The sequence below is a fragment of the Streptomyces sp. NPDC045431 genome, from assembly GCF_040646655.1.
Taxonomy (GTDB): Bacteria; Actinomycetota; Actinomycetes; order Streptomycetales; family Streptomycetaceae; genus Streptomyces.
The window spans coordinates 132581-148207 of the sequence record NZ_JBEZAQ010000008.1 but is presented as its reverse complement, the minus strand read 5'-3'; the positions used below and the strand labels follow the sequence as shown (position 1 = coordinate 148207).

19 protein-coding genes, 1 tRNA gene and 1 riboswitch are annotated in these 15627 nt (G+C 70.0%); of the genes, 5 read left to right on the top strand and 15 right to left on the bottom strand.

Translation table 11 applies throughout. From position 1 onward, the window contains the following. Positions 1-613 precede the first annotated feature (613 nt). Complete coding sequence (locus AB0A69_RS19170) at positions 614-2821, top strand: transglycosylase domain-containing protein (RefSeq protein ID WP_361423192.1); 2208 nt, start codon at positions 614-616, stop codon at positions 2819-2821. A 4-nt stretch (positions 2822-2825) separates the two neighbouring features. Here the strand turns inward: AB0A69_RS19170 and AB0A69_RS19165 are convergent, their stop codons facing one another. From AB0A69_RS19165 to AB0A69_RS19155, 3 genes are all read right to left on the bottom strand, one after another. Further along, positions 2826-3146 carry a multidrug efflux SMR transporter gene (locus tag AB0A69_RS19165; protein ID WP_361422847.1) on the bottom strand — a complete coding sequence of 107 codons (321 nt, stop codon included), beginning with the start codon at positions 3144-3146 and terminating at the stop codon, positions 2826-2828. Between the two features lie 43 nt (positions 3147-3189). Continuing rightward, positions 3190-3257: riboswitch (guanidine-III (ykkC-III) riboswitch) on the bottom strand. A gap of 1 nt (position 3258) precedes the next feature. Then, complete coding sequence (locus AB0A69_RS19160) at positions 3259-3597, bottom strand: co-chaperone GroES (RefSeq protein ID WP_031076289.1); 339 nt, start codon at positions 3595-3597, stop codon at positions 3259-3261. 43 nt (positions 3598-3640) lie between these two features. Next, positions 3641-3961, bottom strand: coding sequence for a DUF3618 domain-containing protein (locus AB0A69_RS19155; protein WP_361422843.1), 321 nt, complete (start codon positions 3959-3961; stop codon positions 3641-3643). Between the two features lie 121 nt (positions 3962-4082). Between AB0A69_RS19155 and bcp the strand changes: the two genes are divergently transcribed. Together bcp and AB0A69_RS19145 are read left to right on the top strand one after the other, a co-directional pair. Continuing rightward, a complete protein-coding gene (gene bcp, locus AB0A69_RS19150) occupies positions 4083-4550 on the top strand; it encodes a thioredoxin-dependent thiol peroxidase (protein WP_361422840.1) in 468 nt (155 codons plus the stop codon). A 107-nt stretch (positions 4551-4657) separates the two neighbouring features. After that, a tRNA-Leu gene (locus tag AB0A69_RS19145) sits at positions 4658-4741 on the top strand. 57 nt (positions 4742-4798) lie between these two features. On the opposite strand, the gene rdgB is transcribed toward AB0A69_RS19145, so the two are convergent. The 4 genes from rdgB to AB0A69_RS19125 all read right to left on the bottom strand — a co-directional run bounded on the left by rdgB (position 4799) and on the right by AB0A69_RS19125 (position 6950). Next, entirely contained in the window at positions 4799-5401 is a 603-nt protein-coding gene (gene rdgB, locus AB0A69_RS19140) for an RdgB/HAM1 family non-canonical purine NTP pyrophosphatase (RefSeq protein WP_361422837.1), read from the bottom strand. 22 nt (positions 5402-5423) lie between these two features. Beyond that, positions 5424-5816, bottom strand: a complete 393-nt coding sequence (locus tag AB0A69_RS19135) for a hypothetical protein (protein WP_361422834.1) — start codon at positions 5814-5816, stop codon at positions 5424-5426. 92 nt (positions 5817-5908) lie between these two features. Next, positions 5909-6640: a ribonuclease PH gene (gene rph / locus AB0A69_RS19130; RefSeq protein WP_361422831.1), complete on the bottom strand. Its 732-nt coding sequence runs from the start codon at positions 6638-6640 to the stop codon at positions 5909-5911. Positions 6641-6716: 76 nt separating this feature from the next. Then, a complete protein-coding gene (locus AB0A69_RS19125) occupies positions 6717-6950 on the bottom strand; it encodes a PTS glucose/sucrose transporter subunit IIB (protein ID WP_031076305.1) in 234 nt (77 codons plus the stop codon). Positions 6951-7147: 197 nt separating this feature from the next. Here AB0A69_RS19125 and AB0A69_RS19120 point away from each other — a divergent pair, with 197 nt between their 5' ends. Both AB0A69_RS19120 and AB0A69_RS19115 read left to right on the top strand, forming a co-directional pair. Further along, positions 7148-8443 (top strand): PTS transporter subunit EIIC, encoded by a 1296-nt coding sequence (locus AB0A69_RS19120; protein ID WP_361422827.1) that lies wholly within the window; start codon positions 7148-7150, stop codon positions 8441-8443. A 243-nt stretch (positions 8444-8686) separates the two neighbouring features. Continuing rightward, positions 8687-9937 carry a PTS transporter subunit EIIC gene (locus AB0A69_RS19115; protein WP_361422824.1) on the top strand — a complete coding sequence of 417 codons (1251 nt, stop codon included), beginning with the start codon at positions 8687-8689 and terminating at the stop codon, positions 9935-9937. Between the two features lie 53 nt (positions 9938-9990). Here the strand turns inward: AB0A69_RS19115 and AB0A69_RS19110 are convergent, their stop codons facing one another. The 8 genes from AB0A69_RS19110 to clpS all read right to left on the bottom strand — a co-directional run bounded on the left by AB0A69_RS19110 (position 9991) and on the right by clpS (position 15593). Beyond that, entirely contained in the window at positions 9991-10743 is a 753-nt protein-coding gene (locus AB0A69_RS19110) for an MBL fold metallo-hydrolase (RefSeq protein WP_361422821.1), read from the bottom strand. Positions 10744-10943: 200 nt separating this feature from the next. Then, complete coding sequence (locus AB0A69_RS19105; protein WP_361422818.1) at positions 10944-11894, bottom strand: cysteine synthase; 951 nt, start codon at positions 11892-11894, stop codon at positions 10944-10946. Next, complete coding sequence (locus AB0A69_RS19100; RefSeq protein WP_361422815.1) at positions 11894-12172, bottom strand: MoaD/ThiS family protein; 279 nt, start codon at positions 12170-12172, stop codon at positions 11894-11896. The genes AB0A69_RS19105 and AB0A69_RS19100 overlap by 1 nt, the downstream gene beginning before the upstream one ends. 122 nt (positions 12173-12294) lie before the next feature. Then, the gene (locus AB0A69_RS19095; RefSeq protein WP_355364863.1) at positions 12295-12411 is read right to left on the bottom strand and encodes a putative leader peptide; all 117 of its coding nucleotides are present in this window, start codon (positions 12409-12411) and stop codon (positions 12295-12297) included. 87 nt (positions 12412-12498) lie between these two features. After that, positions 12499-12921, bottom strand: a complete 423-nt coding sequence (locus AB0A69_RS19090) for a M67 family metallopeptidase (RefSeq protein WP_361422812.1) — start codon at positions 12919-12921, stop codon at positions 12499-12501. Positions 12922-13003: 82 nt separating this feature from the next. Then, positions 13004-14419, bottom strand: a complete 1416-nt coding sequence (locus tag AB0A69_RS19085) for an amino acid permease (RefSeq protein WP_361422809.1) — start codon at positions 14417-14419, stop codon at positions 13004-13006. 281 nt (positions 14420-14700) lie between these two features. Beyond that, entirely contained in the window at positions 14701-15279 is a 579-nt protein-coding gene (locus AB0A69_RS19080; protein ID WP_361422806.1) for a DUF2017 domain-containing protein, read from the bottom strand. Further along, positions 15279-15593, bottom strand: coding sequence for an ATP-dependent Clp protease adapter ClpS (gene clpS, locus AB0A69_RS19075; RefSeq protein WP_361422803.1), 315 nt, complete (start codon positions 15591-15593; stop codon positions 15279-15281). The genes AB0A69_RS19080 and clpS overlap by 1 nt, the downstream gene beginning before the upstream one ends. Between the last annotated feature and the right edge of the window lie 34 nt (positions 15594-15627).

Genomic DNA, 15627 nt, shown 5'->3' with positions numbered 1-15627 from the left:
GCCCCGCGACCCGACCGTCGCCGGCCCCCCGGCCCGCGAGACGCCGCAGAAGGGGAAGAAGGCGGGGAGGGAGGGCGGGCGGAAGAAGCCCGAGAAGCCGGAGACGCCGGAGGCACCGGAGACACCGGTGCGGGAGACGGAGACACCGGAGACCGAGACGCCGGAGACGCATACGAAGCCGGTGAAACCGGTGAAGCCGGAGGGCCGTAAGCAGGCCGCTGACACCGCACGCCCCCGGGCAGGTGCCACGCCCGGAACCGAGCCCACGGCCCGTTCTGGCGGTGGCACGGAAAGCGAACGCGCAGCAGACACCAGCCCAGGCACAGACACCAGCCCAGGCACCAGCACCACCAGCACCAGCACCAGCACCGGCCAGAGCTCCGCCCCCGACCCGGCGTCCGACACCGCCCGCCCGGCCGGCACCCGCACCACAGGCACCCGCCCCCGCCCAGGCGCACCAAGCGCCCCCGCCGACCCGGGCGCCCCCGCCGGACCCCCGGACCAGAGCCACCGCGGGTCGCGCAGGCCCCGCGGGCAGCAGCGGCCGAAGGGCCGCGGCAAGCGGCAGCGCGAGAAGCGCACCGGGTGGCGGCGCGCCGTGCCCACCTGGCGCATGTTCCTCGGCGGCTTCCTCTTCGCCTGCCTCCTCCTCGTCGGCGGCTTCTTCATCGGCTACCACCTCGTCGACATCCCGCCCGCCAACGCCGCCGCCACCGCCCAGTCGAACGTCTACCTCTACAGCGACGGCACCCAGATCGCCCGCGACGGCAGCGTCAACCGGGAGAACGTCCGCCTGAAGCGCGTCCCGCCCCACGTCCAGCACGCCGTCCTCGCCGCCGAGGACCGCGACTTCTACTCGGCGGCCGCCGTCGACCCCGAGGCGATGCTCCGCGCCGCCTGGAACACCCTCACCGGCAAGGGCACCCAGGGCGGCTCCACCATCACCCAGCAGTACGTCAAGAACTACTACCTCGGCCAGGAACGCACCATCACCCGCAAGGTGAAGGAGTTCTTCATCGCGATCAAGCTCGACCGCGAGAAGACCAAGAACGACATCTTCGAGGGCTACCTCAACACCAGCTACTACGGCCGCAACGCCTACGGCATCCAGGCCGCCGCCCACGCCTACTACGACAAGGACGTCGAGGACCTCGACGTCGCCGAGGGCGCGTACCTCGCCTCGCTGCTCAACGCCCCGAGCGCGTACGACGTGGCCACCCACCCCCAGAACCGGCCCCGGGCCATCGCCCGCTGGGTGTACGTCCTCGACGCGATGGTCAAGGAGCGCTGGCTCACCCCGAGGGCGCGCGCCGAGGCCGTCTTCCCCACGCCGCTCGCCGCACGCTCCACCATCGGGCTCTCCGGCCAGCGCGGCTACGTCATCCAGGCCGTCCAGGACTACCTCACCGACCACGGCGTCCTGCACTCCAAGGACCTCGCACGCGGCGGCTACCGCATCACCACCACCCTGCAGAAGCGCAAGCAGGACGCGTTCATCCAGGCCGTCGAGGACCAGGTCATGGCGCGGCTCGACACCACCGCCAACGAGACCGACCGCTTCGTACGCGTCGGCGGCGTCTCCCTCGACCCCGCCACCGGCAAGGTCCTCGCCATGTACGGCGGCGTCGACTACACCAAGCAGTACGTCAACAACGCGACGCGCCGCGACTACCAGGTCGGATCCACCTTCAAGCCGTTCGTCCTCGCCGCCGCCGTCCACCACGGCTCGCGCACCCAGCACGGCGAGCGCATCACGCCCAACACGACGTACGACGGCACCAACGAGCGCCACGTGGAGGGCTGGACGGGCCCGGCGTACAACCCGAAGAACGAGGACGACGTCTCGTACGGCAGCATCCCCGTGACCACCGCCACCGACAAGTCGGTCAACGCCGTGTACGCCCAACTCGCCGTCGACGTGGGCCCGGCCAAGGTCGAACAGACCGCCATCAACCTGGGGCTGCCCGTCGACACCCCGGACCTGAACCCGTCGCCGTCGATCGCCCTCGGCCCCGCCACCGCCTCCGTACTCGACATGGCGCAGGCGTACGCGACCCTCGCCAACCACGGCAAGCACAGCGCGTACACGCTGGTCGAGCGGGTGCAGCGGGACGGCGAAGACCTGGAGCTGCCCGGCGCCGAGACCACCCAGGCCATCAGCCGCGAGGCGGCGGACACCACCACGGCGGTGCTGCGCGGCGTCATCGAGGGCGGTACGGGCACGGCGGCCCAGGCGGCGGGACGCCCGGCCGCCGGCAAGACCGGCACGGCGGAGGACGACAAGGCGGCCTGGTTCGCCGGCTACACGCCGAACCTGACGACCGTCGTCGCGGTGATGGGCCAGGACCCGAAGACGGGCGGCCAGAAACCGCTGTACGGGGCGCTCGGCCTGGAGCGGATGAACGGCGGCGGCGCACCGGCGGAGATCTGGGCCCAGTACACCCGCGAGGCCCTGGCGGGCACGGAGGCGCGCGACTTCGACCTGCGGATCGCGGAGGGCATGGAACCGCGCCCCGACCCCTCGGACGGACCGGACGAGCGGGACGGACGGGACGGCTTCGGCCGCCGCACCCCGGACACGGAGAACGCCGGCCCGAGACACGACCGGGGCGCCGGCGCCCCCGCGGCTCCCGTCGCCCCCGCCGCCCCCGCCGCCCCGGCAGCCGCGGCACCCCCCGCCGAGCCGCGCGTCCGCAGCGCCCCGGTCGCCGCAGCACCGTCACCCGAGACGGCCTCGCAAGCCCCCCAAGCCCCACAGACCCCGACAGCCCGGGAGCCCGGGCAGCCGTGGGACGCCTGGGAGGCGCACGACATGTCCTAGTGACCTAGTGCCCCGAGGTGGCCTTCAGACCGACCACCGCGACCAGCAGCAGGCACACGAAGAAGATCCGGGCGGCGGTCGCCGGCTCCCCCAGCACCACCATGCCGACCACCGCCGCGCCGGCCGCGCCGATGCCGACCCACACGCCGTACGCCGTACCGATGGGCAGGGTCTTCGCCGCCTGCGACAGCAGCACCATGCTGGCGACGATGCCGGCGCCGGTCAGCAGGCTCGGCCACGGGCGCGTGAACCCCTCGGTGAACTTCATCCCGATCGACCAGCCGACCTCGAGCAGACCGGCGATGATCAGCAGAACCCATGCCATGACGGCGGCACCTCCGTGAACGCGAAAACGAACGGACAACAGGGGTGCGTCGTCTTTGCGTCAACCCGGTACGGCGCGTCTCGTCGGGTCCCTCGACCGTAACAAACCGGCGCTACAGGTACAGCCCCGTCGAGTCCTCCGAGCCCTCGAACCGGTCGGCGGCGACCGCGTGCAGGTCGCGTTCCCGCATCAGTACGTAGGCCACACCGCGCACCTCGACCTCGGCACGGTCCTCGGGGTCGTACAGCACCCGGTCACCGGGCTCCACGGTCCGTACGTTCTGGCCGACCGCGACCACCTCGGCCCAGGCCAGCCGGCGGCCGACGGCGGCGGTCGCCGGGATCAGGATGCCGCCGCCCGAGCGCCTCTCGCCCTCGGGCGTGTCGTTCCGTACCAGCACGCGGTCGTGCAGCATGCGGATGGGCAGCTTGTCGTGGGTGTTCTCGCTCACCCCACGAAACTACCTGGCCCGGCGCGGCCCGCGCGCCGAAGGGTCAGCCCTTGCGGCGCCGCGCGGACACGGCGAGCAGCCCGACCACGCCGATCGCGAGCAGCGCCACCGGCACGACCCGCTCCAGCCGCGGCGAGCCGTCCTCCGCGACGAACCGGCCCTTCACGTCCGTGACGACGCGGTTCACGGTGACGAAGGCGCGCCCCGCGGTCTGGTCGACCGTCGACGCCACCTTGGCCTTAGCGTCCCCGATGATCGTCTTCGGGTGCATGCGTACGCCGATCTCGTCGAGTGTGACGGCGAGCTGCTCGCGACGGCGGACGATGTCCGCCTCGATCTGCGCAGGGGTCCTGGCATCCGACACCGCGCTGCCTCCGTAGGTCTGTCCAAATCCGTGATGGACAGTCTGTCAGCTCAACGGCCCGCTCACTGTCCCCGACCCCCATTAGGCTCTGAAGGCGTACGCCCAAGCCAGGAGAGAGACCATGAGCGAGCGACTGCAGCCCGGCGACACCGCCCCCGCCTTCACCCTGCCCGACGCGGACGGCAACGACGTCTCGCTCGCCGACTACCAGGGCCGCAAGGTGATCGTCTACTTCTACCCTGCCGCGCTGACTCCCGGCTGCACCAAGCAGGCGTGCGACTTCACCGACAACCTCGACCTGCTGGCGGGCGCCGGCTACGACGTGATCGGCGTCTCGCCCGACAAGCCGGAGAAGCTCGCGAAGTTCCGCGAGAAGGAGGACCTGAAGGTCACGCTGGTCGGCGACCCGTCGAAGGAGACGCTGGCGGCGTACGGCGCATTCGGCGAGAAGAAGCTGTACGGCAAGACGGTGACGGGCGTGATCCGCTCGACGATCGTCGTCGACGAGGACGGCAAGGTGGAGCGCGCCCTGTACAACGTGAAGGCCACCGGCCACGTCGCCAAGATCATCAAGGACCTCGGCATCTGACCACCCCCGCGCCCGGCCCGACGCCGTCCGACGCCGCATCTGAGCCACCGTCATCCGGTGATCCCGCCGACGGCCCGCGCGCTGCCCATTACGATGGGGTCGCGCATGCGGCCGTGGTGGAATTGGCAGTCACGCTGGGTTTAGGTCCCAGTGGGGTAACACCCGTGAGGGTTCGAGTCCCTCCGGCCGCACGTGAGCGAAGGCCCGGCCCCACCAGGGGACCGGGCCTTCGGCGTACACCGCGCGCCTCAGCCCACCAGCTCCCGGATCACCGGTACCAGTGCGCGGAACGCCTGGCCCCGGTGGCTGATGGCGTTCTTCTCGGACGGGGTCAGCTCCGCGCAGGTGCGGGGCTCGCCGTCGGGCTGGAGGATCGGGTCGTAGCCGAAGCCGCCGGTGCCCGTGGGGGTGTGGCGGAGGGTGCCGCGGAGGCGGCCTTCGACCACGCGCTCGGTGCCGTCGGGGAGGGCGAGGGCGGCCGCGCAGGCGAAGTGGGCGCCGCGGTGTTCGGGGGCGATGTCGGCGAGCTGGGCGAGGAGCAGCTCCAGGTTGGCCCGGTCGTCGCCGTGGCGGCCGGCCCAGCGGGCGGAGAAGATGCCGGGGGCGCCGCCGAGGACGTCGACGCAGAGGCCGGAGTCGTCGGCGATCGCGGGCAGGCCGGTGGCCCGGGCGAGGGCGTGCGCCTTGAGGAGGGCGTTCTCGGCGAAGGTGACGCCGGTCTCCTTGACGTCGGGGACCTCGGGGAACGCGTCCGCGCCGACGAGGTCGTGGTGGAGACCCGCGTCGGCGAGGATGGCGTGCAGTTCGGTGATCTTCCCGGCGTTACGGGTGGCGAGGATCAGGCGGCTCATGCACCCCAGTATCTACGGGCCGTCAGGGGGTGCAGACCTTGCCGATCTCGGTGGCCGCGTCCGTGACGGGCTTGATGTCGGGGGTGGTGTCGCCGTTCTTGACGGCGGTGCGGACGGTGTCGACGCCCTTGCCCAGGTCGTCGACGGCCTTGGAGAGGTCGGCGTTGTCCGTCTTGTCCTTCAGCGAGGCGAGTTCCTTGTCGATCGCGTCGAGGGACTCGTTCAGCTGGGCGGGGTCGCTGGTGGCGGACGACGCCGCCTGGCTCAGCTTGTCGACGCTGGTGGCGATGGCGTCGGCGGCCTGGACGCAGTCCATGGCCTTGTCGAGCGCGCCGCAGCCCGTTACGGCGGTCAGGGCGAGTACGGCGGCGGCCGCGGTGGTGGCGATGGCTGCGGTGCGTCGGCGTCGGCGCATGGGTGGTGTCCTCCGAAGGGTTGGCCGGGCGTACGGTTCGATCCGTACGCCCGTAACCGTACGGACGCGGCCGGACCCCGTCATGGTTGCCGCTACAGGGTCTCCGCCAGCGCGCGGCGCTGGATGTCGGCGAGGTCGGCGCAGCCGCCGGTGGCGAGGTCGAGGAGGGCGTTGAGCTCCTTGCGGTCGAAGGGCTCGGCCTCGGCGGTGCCCTGGACCTCGACGAAGCGGCCGTCGCCGGTGCAGACGACGTTCATGTCGGTCTCGGCGCGGACGTCCTCCTCGTAGCAGAGGTCGAGGAGCGGCGTGCCGTCGACGATGCCGACGGAGACGGCGGCGACGGTGCCGGTCAGGGGCTTGCGGCCGGCCTTGACGAGCTTGTTGCGCTGCGCCCAGGCGACGGCGTCGGCGAGGGCGACGTACGCGCCGGTGATGGCGGCGGTGCGGGTGCCGCCGTCGGCCTGGAGGACGTCGCAGTCGAGGACGATGGTGTTCTCGCCGAGGGCCTTGTAGTCGATGACGGCGCGCAGGGAGCGGCCGATGAGGCGGGAGATCTCGTGGGTGCGGCCGCCGATCTTGCCGCGTACGGATTCGCGGTCGCCGCGGGTGTTGGTGGCGCGGGGCAGCATCGAGTACTCGCCGGTGACCCAGCCTTCGCCGCTGCCCTTGCGCCAGCGCGGGACGCCTTCGGTGACGGAGGCGGTGCAGAAGACCTTGGTGTCGCCGAAGGAGATGAGGACGGAGCCCTCGGCGTGCTTGCTCCATCCGCGTTCGATGGTGACCGGGCGGAGCTGTTCGGGGGTGCGGCCGTCGATTCGAGACATGACATGAGCCTAGCCCCCTCGTGCGAAGGGCCCGTTCCGGTTCCGGAACGGGCCCTCGAGGGTGAGCGGCGGTGGCTCACATCATGTCTTCGATCTCCGCGGCGATGGGGTCGGCGTCGGTGCCGATGACGACCTGGATCGCGGAGCCCATCTTGACGACGCCGTGGGCGCCGGCGGCCTTGAGCGCGGCCTCGTCGACCAGGGCGGGGTCGGCGACCTCGGTGCGCAGGCGGGTGATGCAGCCCTCGACCTCTTCGATGTTGTCGATGCCGCCGAGCCCGGCGACGATCTTCTCAGCCTTGCTGGCCATGTCCTTCTCCCTGCGTCCAAGAGCCGTTTCGGAGCACTGAGCGCTGCTCGGCCCACCTAGGTCTTTCGTCACCGTAACGCACGGTTGGCCCATCTTCGCGGGCACATGACCGGCTTGTAGCGAAGGATGACGATCACCAGCGCCTACGATATCGCAACTGGTCTACACCAGTCTCGCAGGAGACCAGGAGGACGCCGATGAGCTCCGACAGCTCCGCCGGCACGGCCGCTCCGCAGCGGAAGCGGTGGTCCGGCGCCTTCCAGGGGCTGCAGAAGATGGGCCGCAGCCTCCAGCTGCCCATCGCCGTCCTGCCCGCGGCGGGCATCCTCAACCGCCTCGGCCAGCCGGACGTGTTCGGCGCGGACGGACTGGGCTGGAACGACGTCGCCAAGGTCATCGCGGGCGCGGGCGGCGCGCTGCTCGACGCGGACCTGGGCCTGCCGCTGCTCTTCTGCGTGGGCGTCGCGATCGGCATGGCGAAGAAGGCGGACGGCTCCACGGCGCTCGCCGCGGTCACCGGCTTCCTGGTCTACCGGGGCGTGCTGCGCGCCTTCCCCAAGGACTGCCCGCCGGGCACCAAGGACGTCAACGGCGGCTGCCTGGGCGCGGACGACACCTTCGTGGCGTACACGTACCAGAATCCGGGTGTCTTCGGCGGCATCGTCATGGGCCTGCTCACGGCCTACTTCTGGCAGCGGTTCCACCGGACCCGGCTGGTGGACTGGCTGGGCTTCTTCAACGGGCGCCGGCTCGTGCCGATCATCATGTCGTTCGTCGCCATCGCCTTCGCGGTCGTCTGCCTCTTCGTCTGGCCGCCGGTCGGCGACGCCCTGGAGGGCTTCAGCGACTGGCTGGTGGGCCTCGGGGCGTGGGGCGCGGGCCTGTTCGGCATCGCGAACCGCGCGCTGCTGGTGATCGGGCTGCACCAGTTCCTGAACGTGCCCGTGTGGTTCCAATTCGGCACGTACACCAAACCGGACGGCACGGTGGTGCACGGCGACATCAGCATGTTCCTGGCAGGCGACCCGGACGCGGGGCAGTTCACCACCGGCTTCTTCCCGATCATGATGTTCGCCCTGCCGGCCGCCGCGCTGGCCATCACCCACTGCGCCAAGCCGCACCGCCGCAAGGAGGTCGGCGGCCTGATGCTCTCGGTGGCCCTCACCTCGTTCGTCACGGGCATCACGGAGCCGATCGAGTACTCGTTCCTCTTCGTCGCGCCCGTGCTGTACGCGATCCACGTCGTGCTGACCGGCGTGTCGATGGCGGTGACGTGGGCGTTCGGCGTGAAGGACGGCTTCAGCTTCTCGGCCGGCCTGATCGACTACGTCATCAACTGGGGGCTCGCGACGAAACCCTGGCTGATCATTCCGATCGGTCTCGCGTTCGCGGCGGTGTACTACGCGATCTTCCGCTTCGCCATCACCGCATTCGACCTGAAGACGCCGGGGCGCGAGCCCGAGGAGGCGGAGACGGACGTCACCAAGCCGTAGGCGCGGCACCCGGCGCCCGGCGCCCGACGCCCGACTGACGCCCGAAGGGGCCCGTGACCTGCGAGGTCGCGGGCCCCTTCGGGCGTTATCAAATTGCAAGTTCCTTATCTATCCTTCACCGTGCTACAACAGGTCTACACCACAATTGGTGTAGACCACGCGCGCATTTCTGCGCAGCGCTTCACGAGACGCCGCCGTCCCCTTTCACAGTCCCCGGGCGGCGCCTTGCCTACTGGAGGAAGTATGAGTACGGCCACCGCCACGGCGGCGCCCGCGAAGAAGCGGGGCTCCGGCCTGTTCCAGGGCCTGCAGAAGATCGGCCGCAGCCTGCAGCTGCCCATCGCCGTCCTTCCCGCAGCAGGCCTCATGGTCCGGCTGGGCCAGGACGACGTGTTCGGCAAGGACGGACTCGGCTGGGACAAGGTCGCCGCCGTCTTCGCCAACGCGGGCAGCGCGATCACCGGGGCGCTGCCGATGCTCTTCTGCATCGGCGTGGCGATCGGCTTCGCCAAGAAGTCCGACGGTTCCACCGCGCTCGCCGCCCTCGTCGGCTTCCTCGTCTACAGCAAGGTGCTCGAGGCCTTCCCGGTCACCGAGGCCGTCGTCAAGGCCGGCAAGGACGATCCGGCGACGTTCAACAACCCCGGTGTCCTCGGCGGCATCGTGATGGGTCTGCTCGCCGCCGTGCTGTGGCAGAAGTACCACCGCACCAAGCTGGTGGACTGGCTCGGCTTCTTCAACGGCCGCCGGCTCGTCCCGATCATCATGGCCTTCGTCGGTGTCATCGTCGGTGTCTTCTTCGGCCTGGTCTGGGAGCCGATCGGCGAGGGCATCGCGAACTTCGGCGAGTGGATGACGAGCCTGGGCGCGCTGGGCGCCGGTCTCTTCGGCGCGATCAACCGTGCGCTGATCCCGATCGGCATGCACCAGTTCGTGAACACCGTGGCGTGGTTCCAGCTGGGTGACTTCACCAACGCCGCGGGCGAGGTCGTGCACGGCGACTACGGCCGCTTCCTCGCGGGCGACCCGACCGCCGGCATGTTCATGTCCGGCTTCTTCCCGATCATGATGTTCGGCCTCCCGGCCGCCGCGCTCGCCATGGCGCACACGGCTCACCCCACGCGCCGCAAGGCCGTCCTCGGCATGATGGTGTCGCTGGCGCTGACCTCGTTCGTCACCGGTGTCACGGAGCCGATCGAGTTCGCGTTCATGTTCGTGGCGCCGGTGCTGTACGTGATCCACGCGGTCCTCACGGCCATCTCCCTCGCCCTCACCTGGGCCCTGGGCGTGCACGCGGGCTTCAACTTCTCGGCCGGTCTGATCGACTACCTGCTGTACTGGAAGCTCGACACCAAGCCGTGGCTGATCATCCCGATCGGTCTCGTGTTCGCGGTGGTCTACTACGTGGTCTTCCGCTTCGCGATCGTCAGGTTCGACCTCGCGACCCCGGGCCGTGAGCCCGAGGAGGAGATCGAGGATCTCACCAAGGCGTGAGCACATGACGGAACGCCCCCGGAACCACAGGTTCCGGGGGCGTTCGCATGCCGTCAGACCTCGTACACGGCACCCGCGTGGGCCAGCTCCGCCGGGCCGTCGTAGACCGCCCGCGCGTCGGCGAGGTTCCGCTCGCCGTCCGTCCACGGCGGGATGTGCGTGAGCACCAGCCGCCCTGCCCCCGCGCGGGCCGCGTGCGCGCCGGCCTCGCGGCCGTTCAGGTGCAGGCCGGGGATGTCCTCCTTGCCGTACGTGAACGACGCCTCGCACAGGAACAGGTCCGTCCCGGCCGCCAGCGTGTCCAGCTCGTCGCACACGCCGGTGTCACCGGAGTACGTGATCGACTTCCCCTGGTGCTCGATGCGGATGCCGTACGCCTCGACCGGGTGGCACACCTTCTCCGTACGGATCTGGAAGGGGCCGAGGTCGAAGGTGCCGGGCTTGAGCGTGTGGAAGTCGAAGACCTCGCTCATCGACTTGTCGGACGGCGTGTCCGCGTACGCCGTCGTCAGGCGCTGCTCGGCGCCGTCGGGCGCGTACACCGGGAGGGCGGGGCAGCGGCCGCCCTCGTGCCGGTAGTAGCGGGCGACGAAGTACGCGCACATGTCGATGCAGTGGTCGGCGTGCAGATGGCTCAGGAAGATCGCGTCCAGGTCGTACAGACCGGTGTGGCGCTGCAGCTCGCCGAGGGCGCCGTTGCCCAGGTCGAGGAGCAGCCGGAAGCCGTCGGCCTCTACGAGGTAGCTCGAGCAGGCCGATTCCGCGGACGGGAACGACCCGGAGCAGCCGACGACGGTGAGCTTCATGGAGCGTGAACCTCCGTGGACGGGGGCGGGGCGCTGGGGGGAGGTCGTGCGGTTTACCGAGCGTAAGGCGCGGGAGGGCGGGCCGCTCCTTCGCAGTGGCCGCTTGTGGTCGAACTCACCCGCGCTGTCACCGATTCGGGCCTCTCCCGCCCCTTGCGACCGCCCGTGCCGGCCTCCCCGCCGCTCCCCTTCCCCACCCCCTAGGCCCAGAGCTGGCCCTGGAGTGTTTCGATCGCCGCTTCCGTCGTCGGGGCCGTGTAGACGCCCGTCGACAGGTACTTCCAGCCGCCGTCGGCCACGACGAAGGCGATGTCCGCGCTCTCGCCCGCCTTGAGCGCCTTCCGTCCGACGCCGATCGCCGCGTGCAGCGCCGCGCCCGTCGAGACGCCCGCGAAGATGCCCTCCTGCTGGAGGAGCTCCCGCGTCCGCGTCACCGCGTCGGCTGAGCCGACCGAGAAGCGGGAGGTGAGGACGGAGGCGTCGTACAGCTCGGGGACGAAGCCCTCGTCGAGGTTGCGCAGGCCGTAGACGAGGTCGTCGTACCGGGGCTCCGCGGCGATGATCTTGACGTCGGGCTTGTGCTCGCGCAGGAAGCGGCCGACGCCCATCAGCGTGCCCGTCGTGCCGAGGCCCGCCACGAAGTGGGTGATGGAGGGGAGGTCCGCCAGGATCTCCGGCCCCGTCGTGGCGTAGTGCGCGCCCGCGTTGTCGGGGTTGCCGTACTGGTAGAGCATCACCCAGTCGGGATGCTCGGCGGCGAGCTCCTTCGCGACGCGGACGGCCGTGTTGGAGCCGCCTGCCGCCGGGGAGGAGATGATCTCGGCGCCCCACATGGCGAGCAGGTCGCGCCGCTCCTGCGAGGTGTTCTCGGGCATCACGCACACGATGCGGTAGCCCTTGAGCTTGGCCGCCATCGCGAGCGAGATGCCCGTGTTGCCGCTGGTCGGCTCGAGGATGGTGCAGCCGGGGGTGAGCCGGCCGTCCTTCTCCGCCTGCTCGATCATGTGCAGGGCCGGCCGGTCCTTGATGGAACCGGTCGGGTTGCGGTCCTCCAGCTTGGCCCAGATGCGTACGTCCTCGGAGGGGGACAGGCGCGGCAGGCGTACCAGCGGCGTGTTGCCGACCGCCGCGAGCGGGCTGTCGTAACGCATCAGCGCATTCCGCCGGCCACGGCCGGAAGGATCGTGACGTTGTCGCCGTCGGAGAGCTTGGTCTTGATGCCGTCCAGGAAGCGGACGTCCTCGTCGTTCAGGTAGACGTTCACGAACCGCCGCAGCTCGCCCTCGTCGACGATGCGGCCCTGGATGCCGGCGTGCCGGGTCTCGAGGTCGGCGAAGAGGTCGGCGAGGGTCTCCCCGTTGCCCTCGACGGCCTTGGCGCCGTCGGTGTAGGTGCGGAGGATGGTCGGGATGCGGACCTCGATGGCCATGGCGTGGGCTCCTGTCGGAAGGTGAGTCGATGGCAGGCAGGCAGGCGTACTGCGTGCGCGTTCCCCGGGGGGCACGCGCGGCGGTGCGGAAGGCGGTGCGGTGGCGGTGCGGAGAGGTGCGCTCAGGCGGCGCAGCGCGGTGGACACATCGCGCTGGCGAGGCGGCACAGGTCGACGTGCAGCCGCGCCACGAGCAGCACGGTGCCCGGCGTCTGTTCGCTCACGTCGATGGAAACCATGCGGTCATCGTATCGATTCCCGGTCCGGATCCTGGAGTGTGATCTCGCATTGCGGACGTTTTCCGCCCGCCTGGCGAGACGCCGCACTCAGTACGCGTCGACGACCTGGACCTCTTCCTCCGTGATCTCGCCGTCCACGATCCGGTACGAGCGGAACTGGAAGGGTCCCGCGCCGTCCGTGTCCGCCGTCGACACCAGGACGTAGTGCGCGCCGGGCTCGTTGGCGTACGAGACGTCCGTGCGCGAGGGGTACGCCTCGGTCGCGGTGTGCGAGTGGTAGATGACGACCGGCTCCTCGTCGCGGTCGTCCATCTCGCGGTAGAGCTTCAGGAGGTCGCCCGAGTCGAACTCGTAGAAGGTGGGCGAGCGAGCGGCGTTGAGCATCGGGATGAAGCGCTCGGGGCGTCCGGAGCCGGCCGGGCCCGCGACCACGCCGCAGGCCTCGTCCGGGTGGTCCTCGCGGGCGTGCGCGACGATCTGGTCGTAGAGGGCCCGTGTGATGGTCAGCATGCGCATCAGGATAAGCAGAGGGGCCCGCCTGTACCGAGGAGTGGTACGGGCGGGCCCACATGCTGGACAGCCGGTTACGGCGTCACCGCTTGAAGGCGGTGTTCTCCGGGTTCCGGTTCTTCAGGAACAGGTAGCTGACGCCGAGCAGCAGGGCCCACAGCGGGGCGCAGTACAGCGAGACCCGCGAGCCCTCGTCGATGCCCATCATGACGATCACGCCGAAGATGAACAGCAGCGCGAACCAGCTGGTGAAGGGCGCTCCGGGGGCCTTGAACTCCGACTCCGGCACCTCACCGCGGTTGACGGCGGCGCGGTAGCGGATGTGCGAGACCAGGATGGCGATCCAGGCCCACATGCCGGAGATGGTCGCGAAGGAGACGACGTACTCGAAGGCCTTGCCGGGGGCGACGTAGTTGATCCAGACGCCCACGAGCATCAGCGCCGCCGAGAAGGTGGTGCCGAGGAGCGGGGTGCCGGACTTCGTCAGCCGGGTGAAGACCTTGGGGCCCTGGCCGTTGAGCGCGAGGTCGCGCAGCATGCGGCCGGTGGAGTACATGCCCGAGTTGCAGGAGGACAGGGCGGCCGTCAGCACCACGAAGTTCACGATGGCGGCGCCGATGCCGAGGCCCATCTTCTCGAAGGCGGCGACGAACGGCGAGACGCCCGGCTGGAAGTGCGTCCACGGCACGACCGACAGGATCATGATCAGCGCGCCGACGTAGAAGACGGCGATGCGCCACGGGACGGTGTTGATGGCCTTCGGCAGCGTGACCTTCGGGTCCTTGGACTCGCCGGCGGTGACGCCGACCAGTTCGACCGCGAGGAAGGCGAACATCACGATCTGGAGCGTCATCAGCGTGCCGCCGATGCCCTTGGGGAAGAACCCGCCCTCGGACCACAGCATGGTCATGGACGCGGTGTCGGCGGCGTCCGAGAAGCCGATGGTGAGGATGCCGGCGCAGATGAGGATCATGCCGATGATGGCGGTGACCTTGATCATCGAGAACCAGAACTCCAGCTCACCGAAGAGCTTCACCGAGATCAGGTTCGCGCCGTACAGGATGACCGTGAAGACCAGGGCCGAGACCCACTGCGGGATGTCCCACCAGTACGTCATGTAGGTGGCCGCGGCGGTGACCTCGGTCATCCCGGTGATGACCCAGAACAGCCAGTACGTCCAGCCCGTGACGAAGCCGGCGAAGGGGCCGATGAACTCGCGGGCGTACTCCGAGAAGGACCCGGAGACGGGGCGGTACATGAGCAGCTCGCCCAGGGCCCGCATGATGAAGAAGATCACGAGCCCGGCGATGGCGTACGCCAGGATGAGGCTCGGCCCGGCCTTGGAGATGGCCTTGCCCGCGCCGAGGAAGAGCCCGGTGCCGATGGCTCCGCCGATCGCGATCATCTGGATCTGGCGGGCGCCGAGGCCCCGCTGGTAGCCCTCGCCCTCACCGGCGACGGGGCTGTCGTTCTGGTTGCCGACCTGCGTTGAGGTCATCGTTCTGCTGCGCCTTTCTCCACGCTGATCCCCCCGGATATGGATGGAGTGCCACCGGCGATCAGCCGGCCCAAGCGCACCCGGGGAACAGGGGTGGCGTTCCCGGGCGATCGTGCAGATTTATCACGGCCGCAACGATGATCGAGTAGCGGTGATGTGAATCGAGACACAGCGAAAACAGGACAAACACCCCTTTCGTGGCTGAAAGGGGTGTCCTGGTAATCCGATCGTTATGCGGATTTGAGCGTCCGCTGAGCGGACGCCCGCATGGACGTCCGCCCCTACGGCATCAGCGTCTCGACGAGCGTCTCCTGCAGGGCGCCGAGCCAGAGGTACGCCATGACCATCGGCTTGCGCGGGTCGCTGTCCGGCAGCCGGTACAGGTCGTCGTTGTCGTCCTCGTCGCCGACCTCCAGCCGGGTGCCGATGGTCAGCCGCAGGTCGTTGAGCGCGCCGAGCCAGTGGCGCGCCTCGTCGGCGGACAGCTTGAGCACCGCGGCGCCCTCCCCGGCCACGGTCAGCGCGTCCAGGCTCCGTACGACGGCGAGGGCGTCCTCCCGCTTGCGGGTGCGCAGGTCGTTCTCGGTGAACCGGCGGAACTCCGCGGACATGGCGCGCAGCTGCTCGTCGTCGTCCGCGTACGCGTTCGGGAAGAGCCGGGCCAGCGCCGGGTCGGCCGGGGGTTCGCTCGGGCCGTCGCGGAACAGCTCGGCGAGCGGGTCCTCGCCCCGGGGCGGCTGCTCGCCGGGCCCGATCAGCTCCAGCAGCTGCACGGTCAGGGAGCGCAGGATGGAGACCTCGACCTCGTCCAGCAGGACGGCCGCGCCGCCGCCCGGCAGCGCCTCGAAGTGCCCGCTCATCAGCCGCGGTCCTGGGAGAGCGTCGCCCACAGTCCGTATCCGTGCATCGCCTGCACGTCCCGCTCCATCTCCTCGCGGGTGCCGCTGGAGACCACGGCCCTGCCCTTGTGGTGCACGTCGAGCATCAGCTTGTGCGCCTTGTCCTTGGGGTAGCCGAAGTACGCCTGGAAGACGTAGGTGACATAGCTCATGAGGTTGACCGGGTCGTTGTGGACGATCGTCACCCAGGGCACGTCGGGTTCGACGACGGCGAACGACTCTTCGGCCGATTGGGGGCGTTCGATCTCAGTGGGAGCAACACTCACCTTGCCCATGCTGCCACTGGAGGGGGACCACCGCACAAACCGG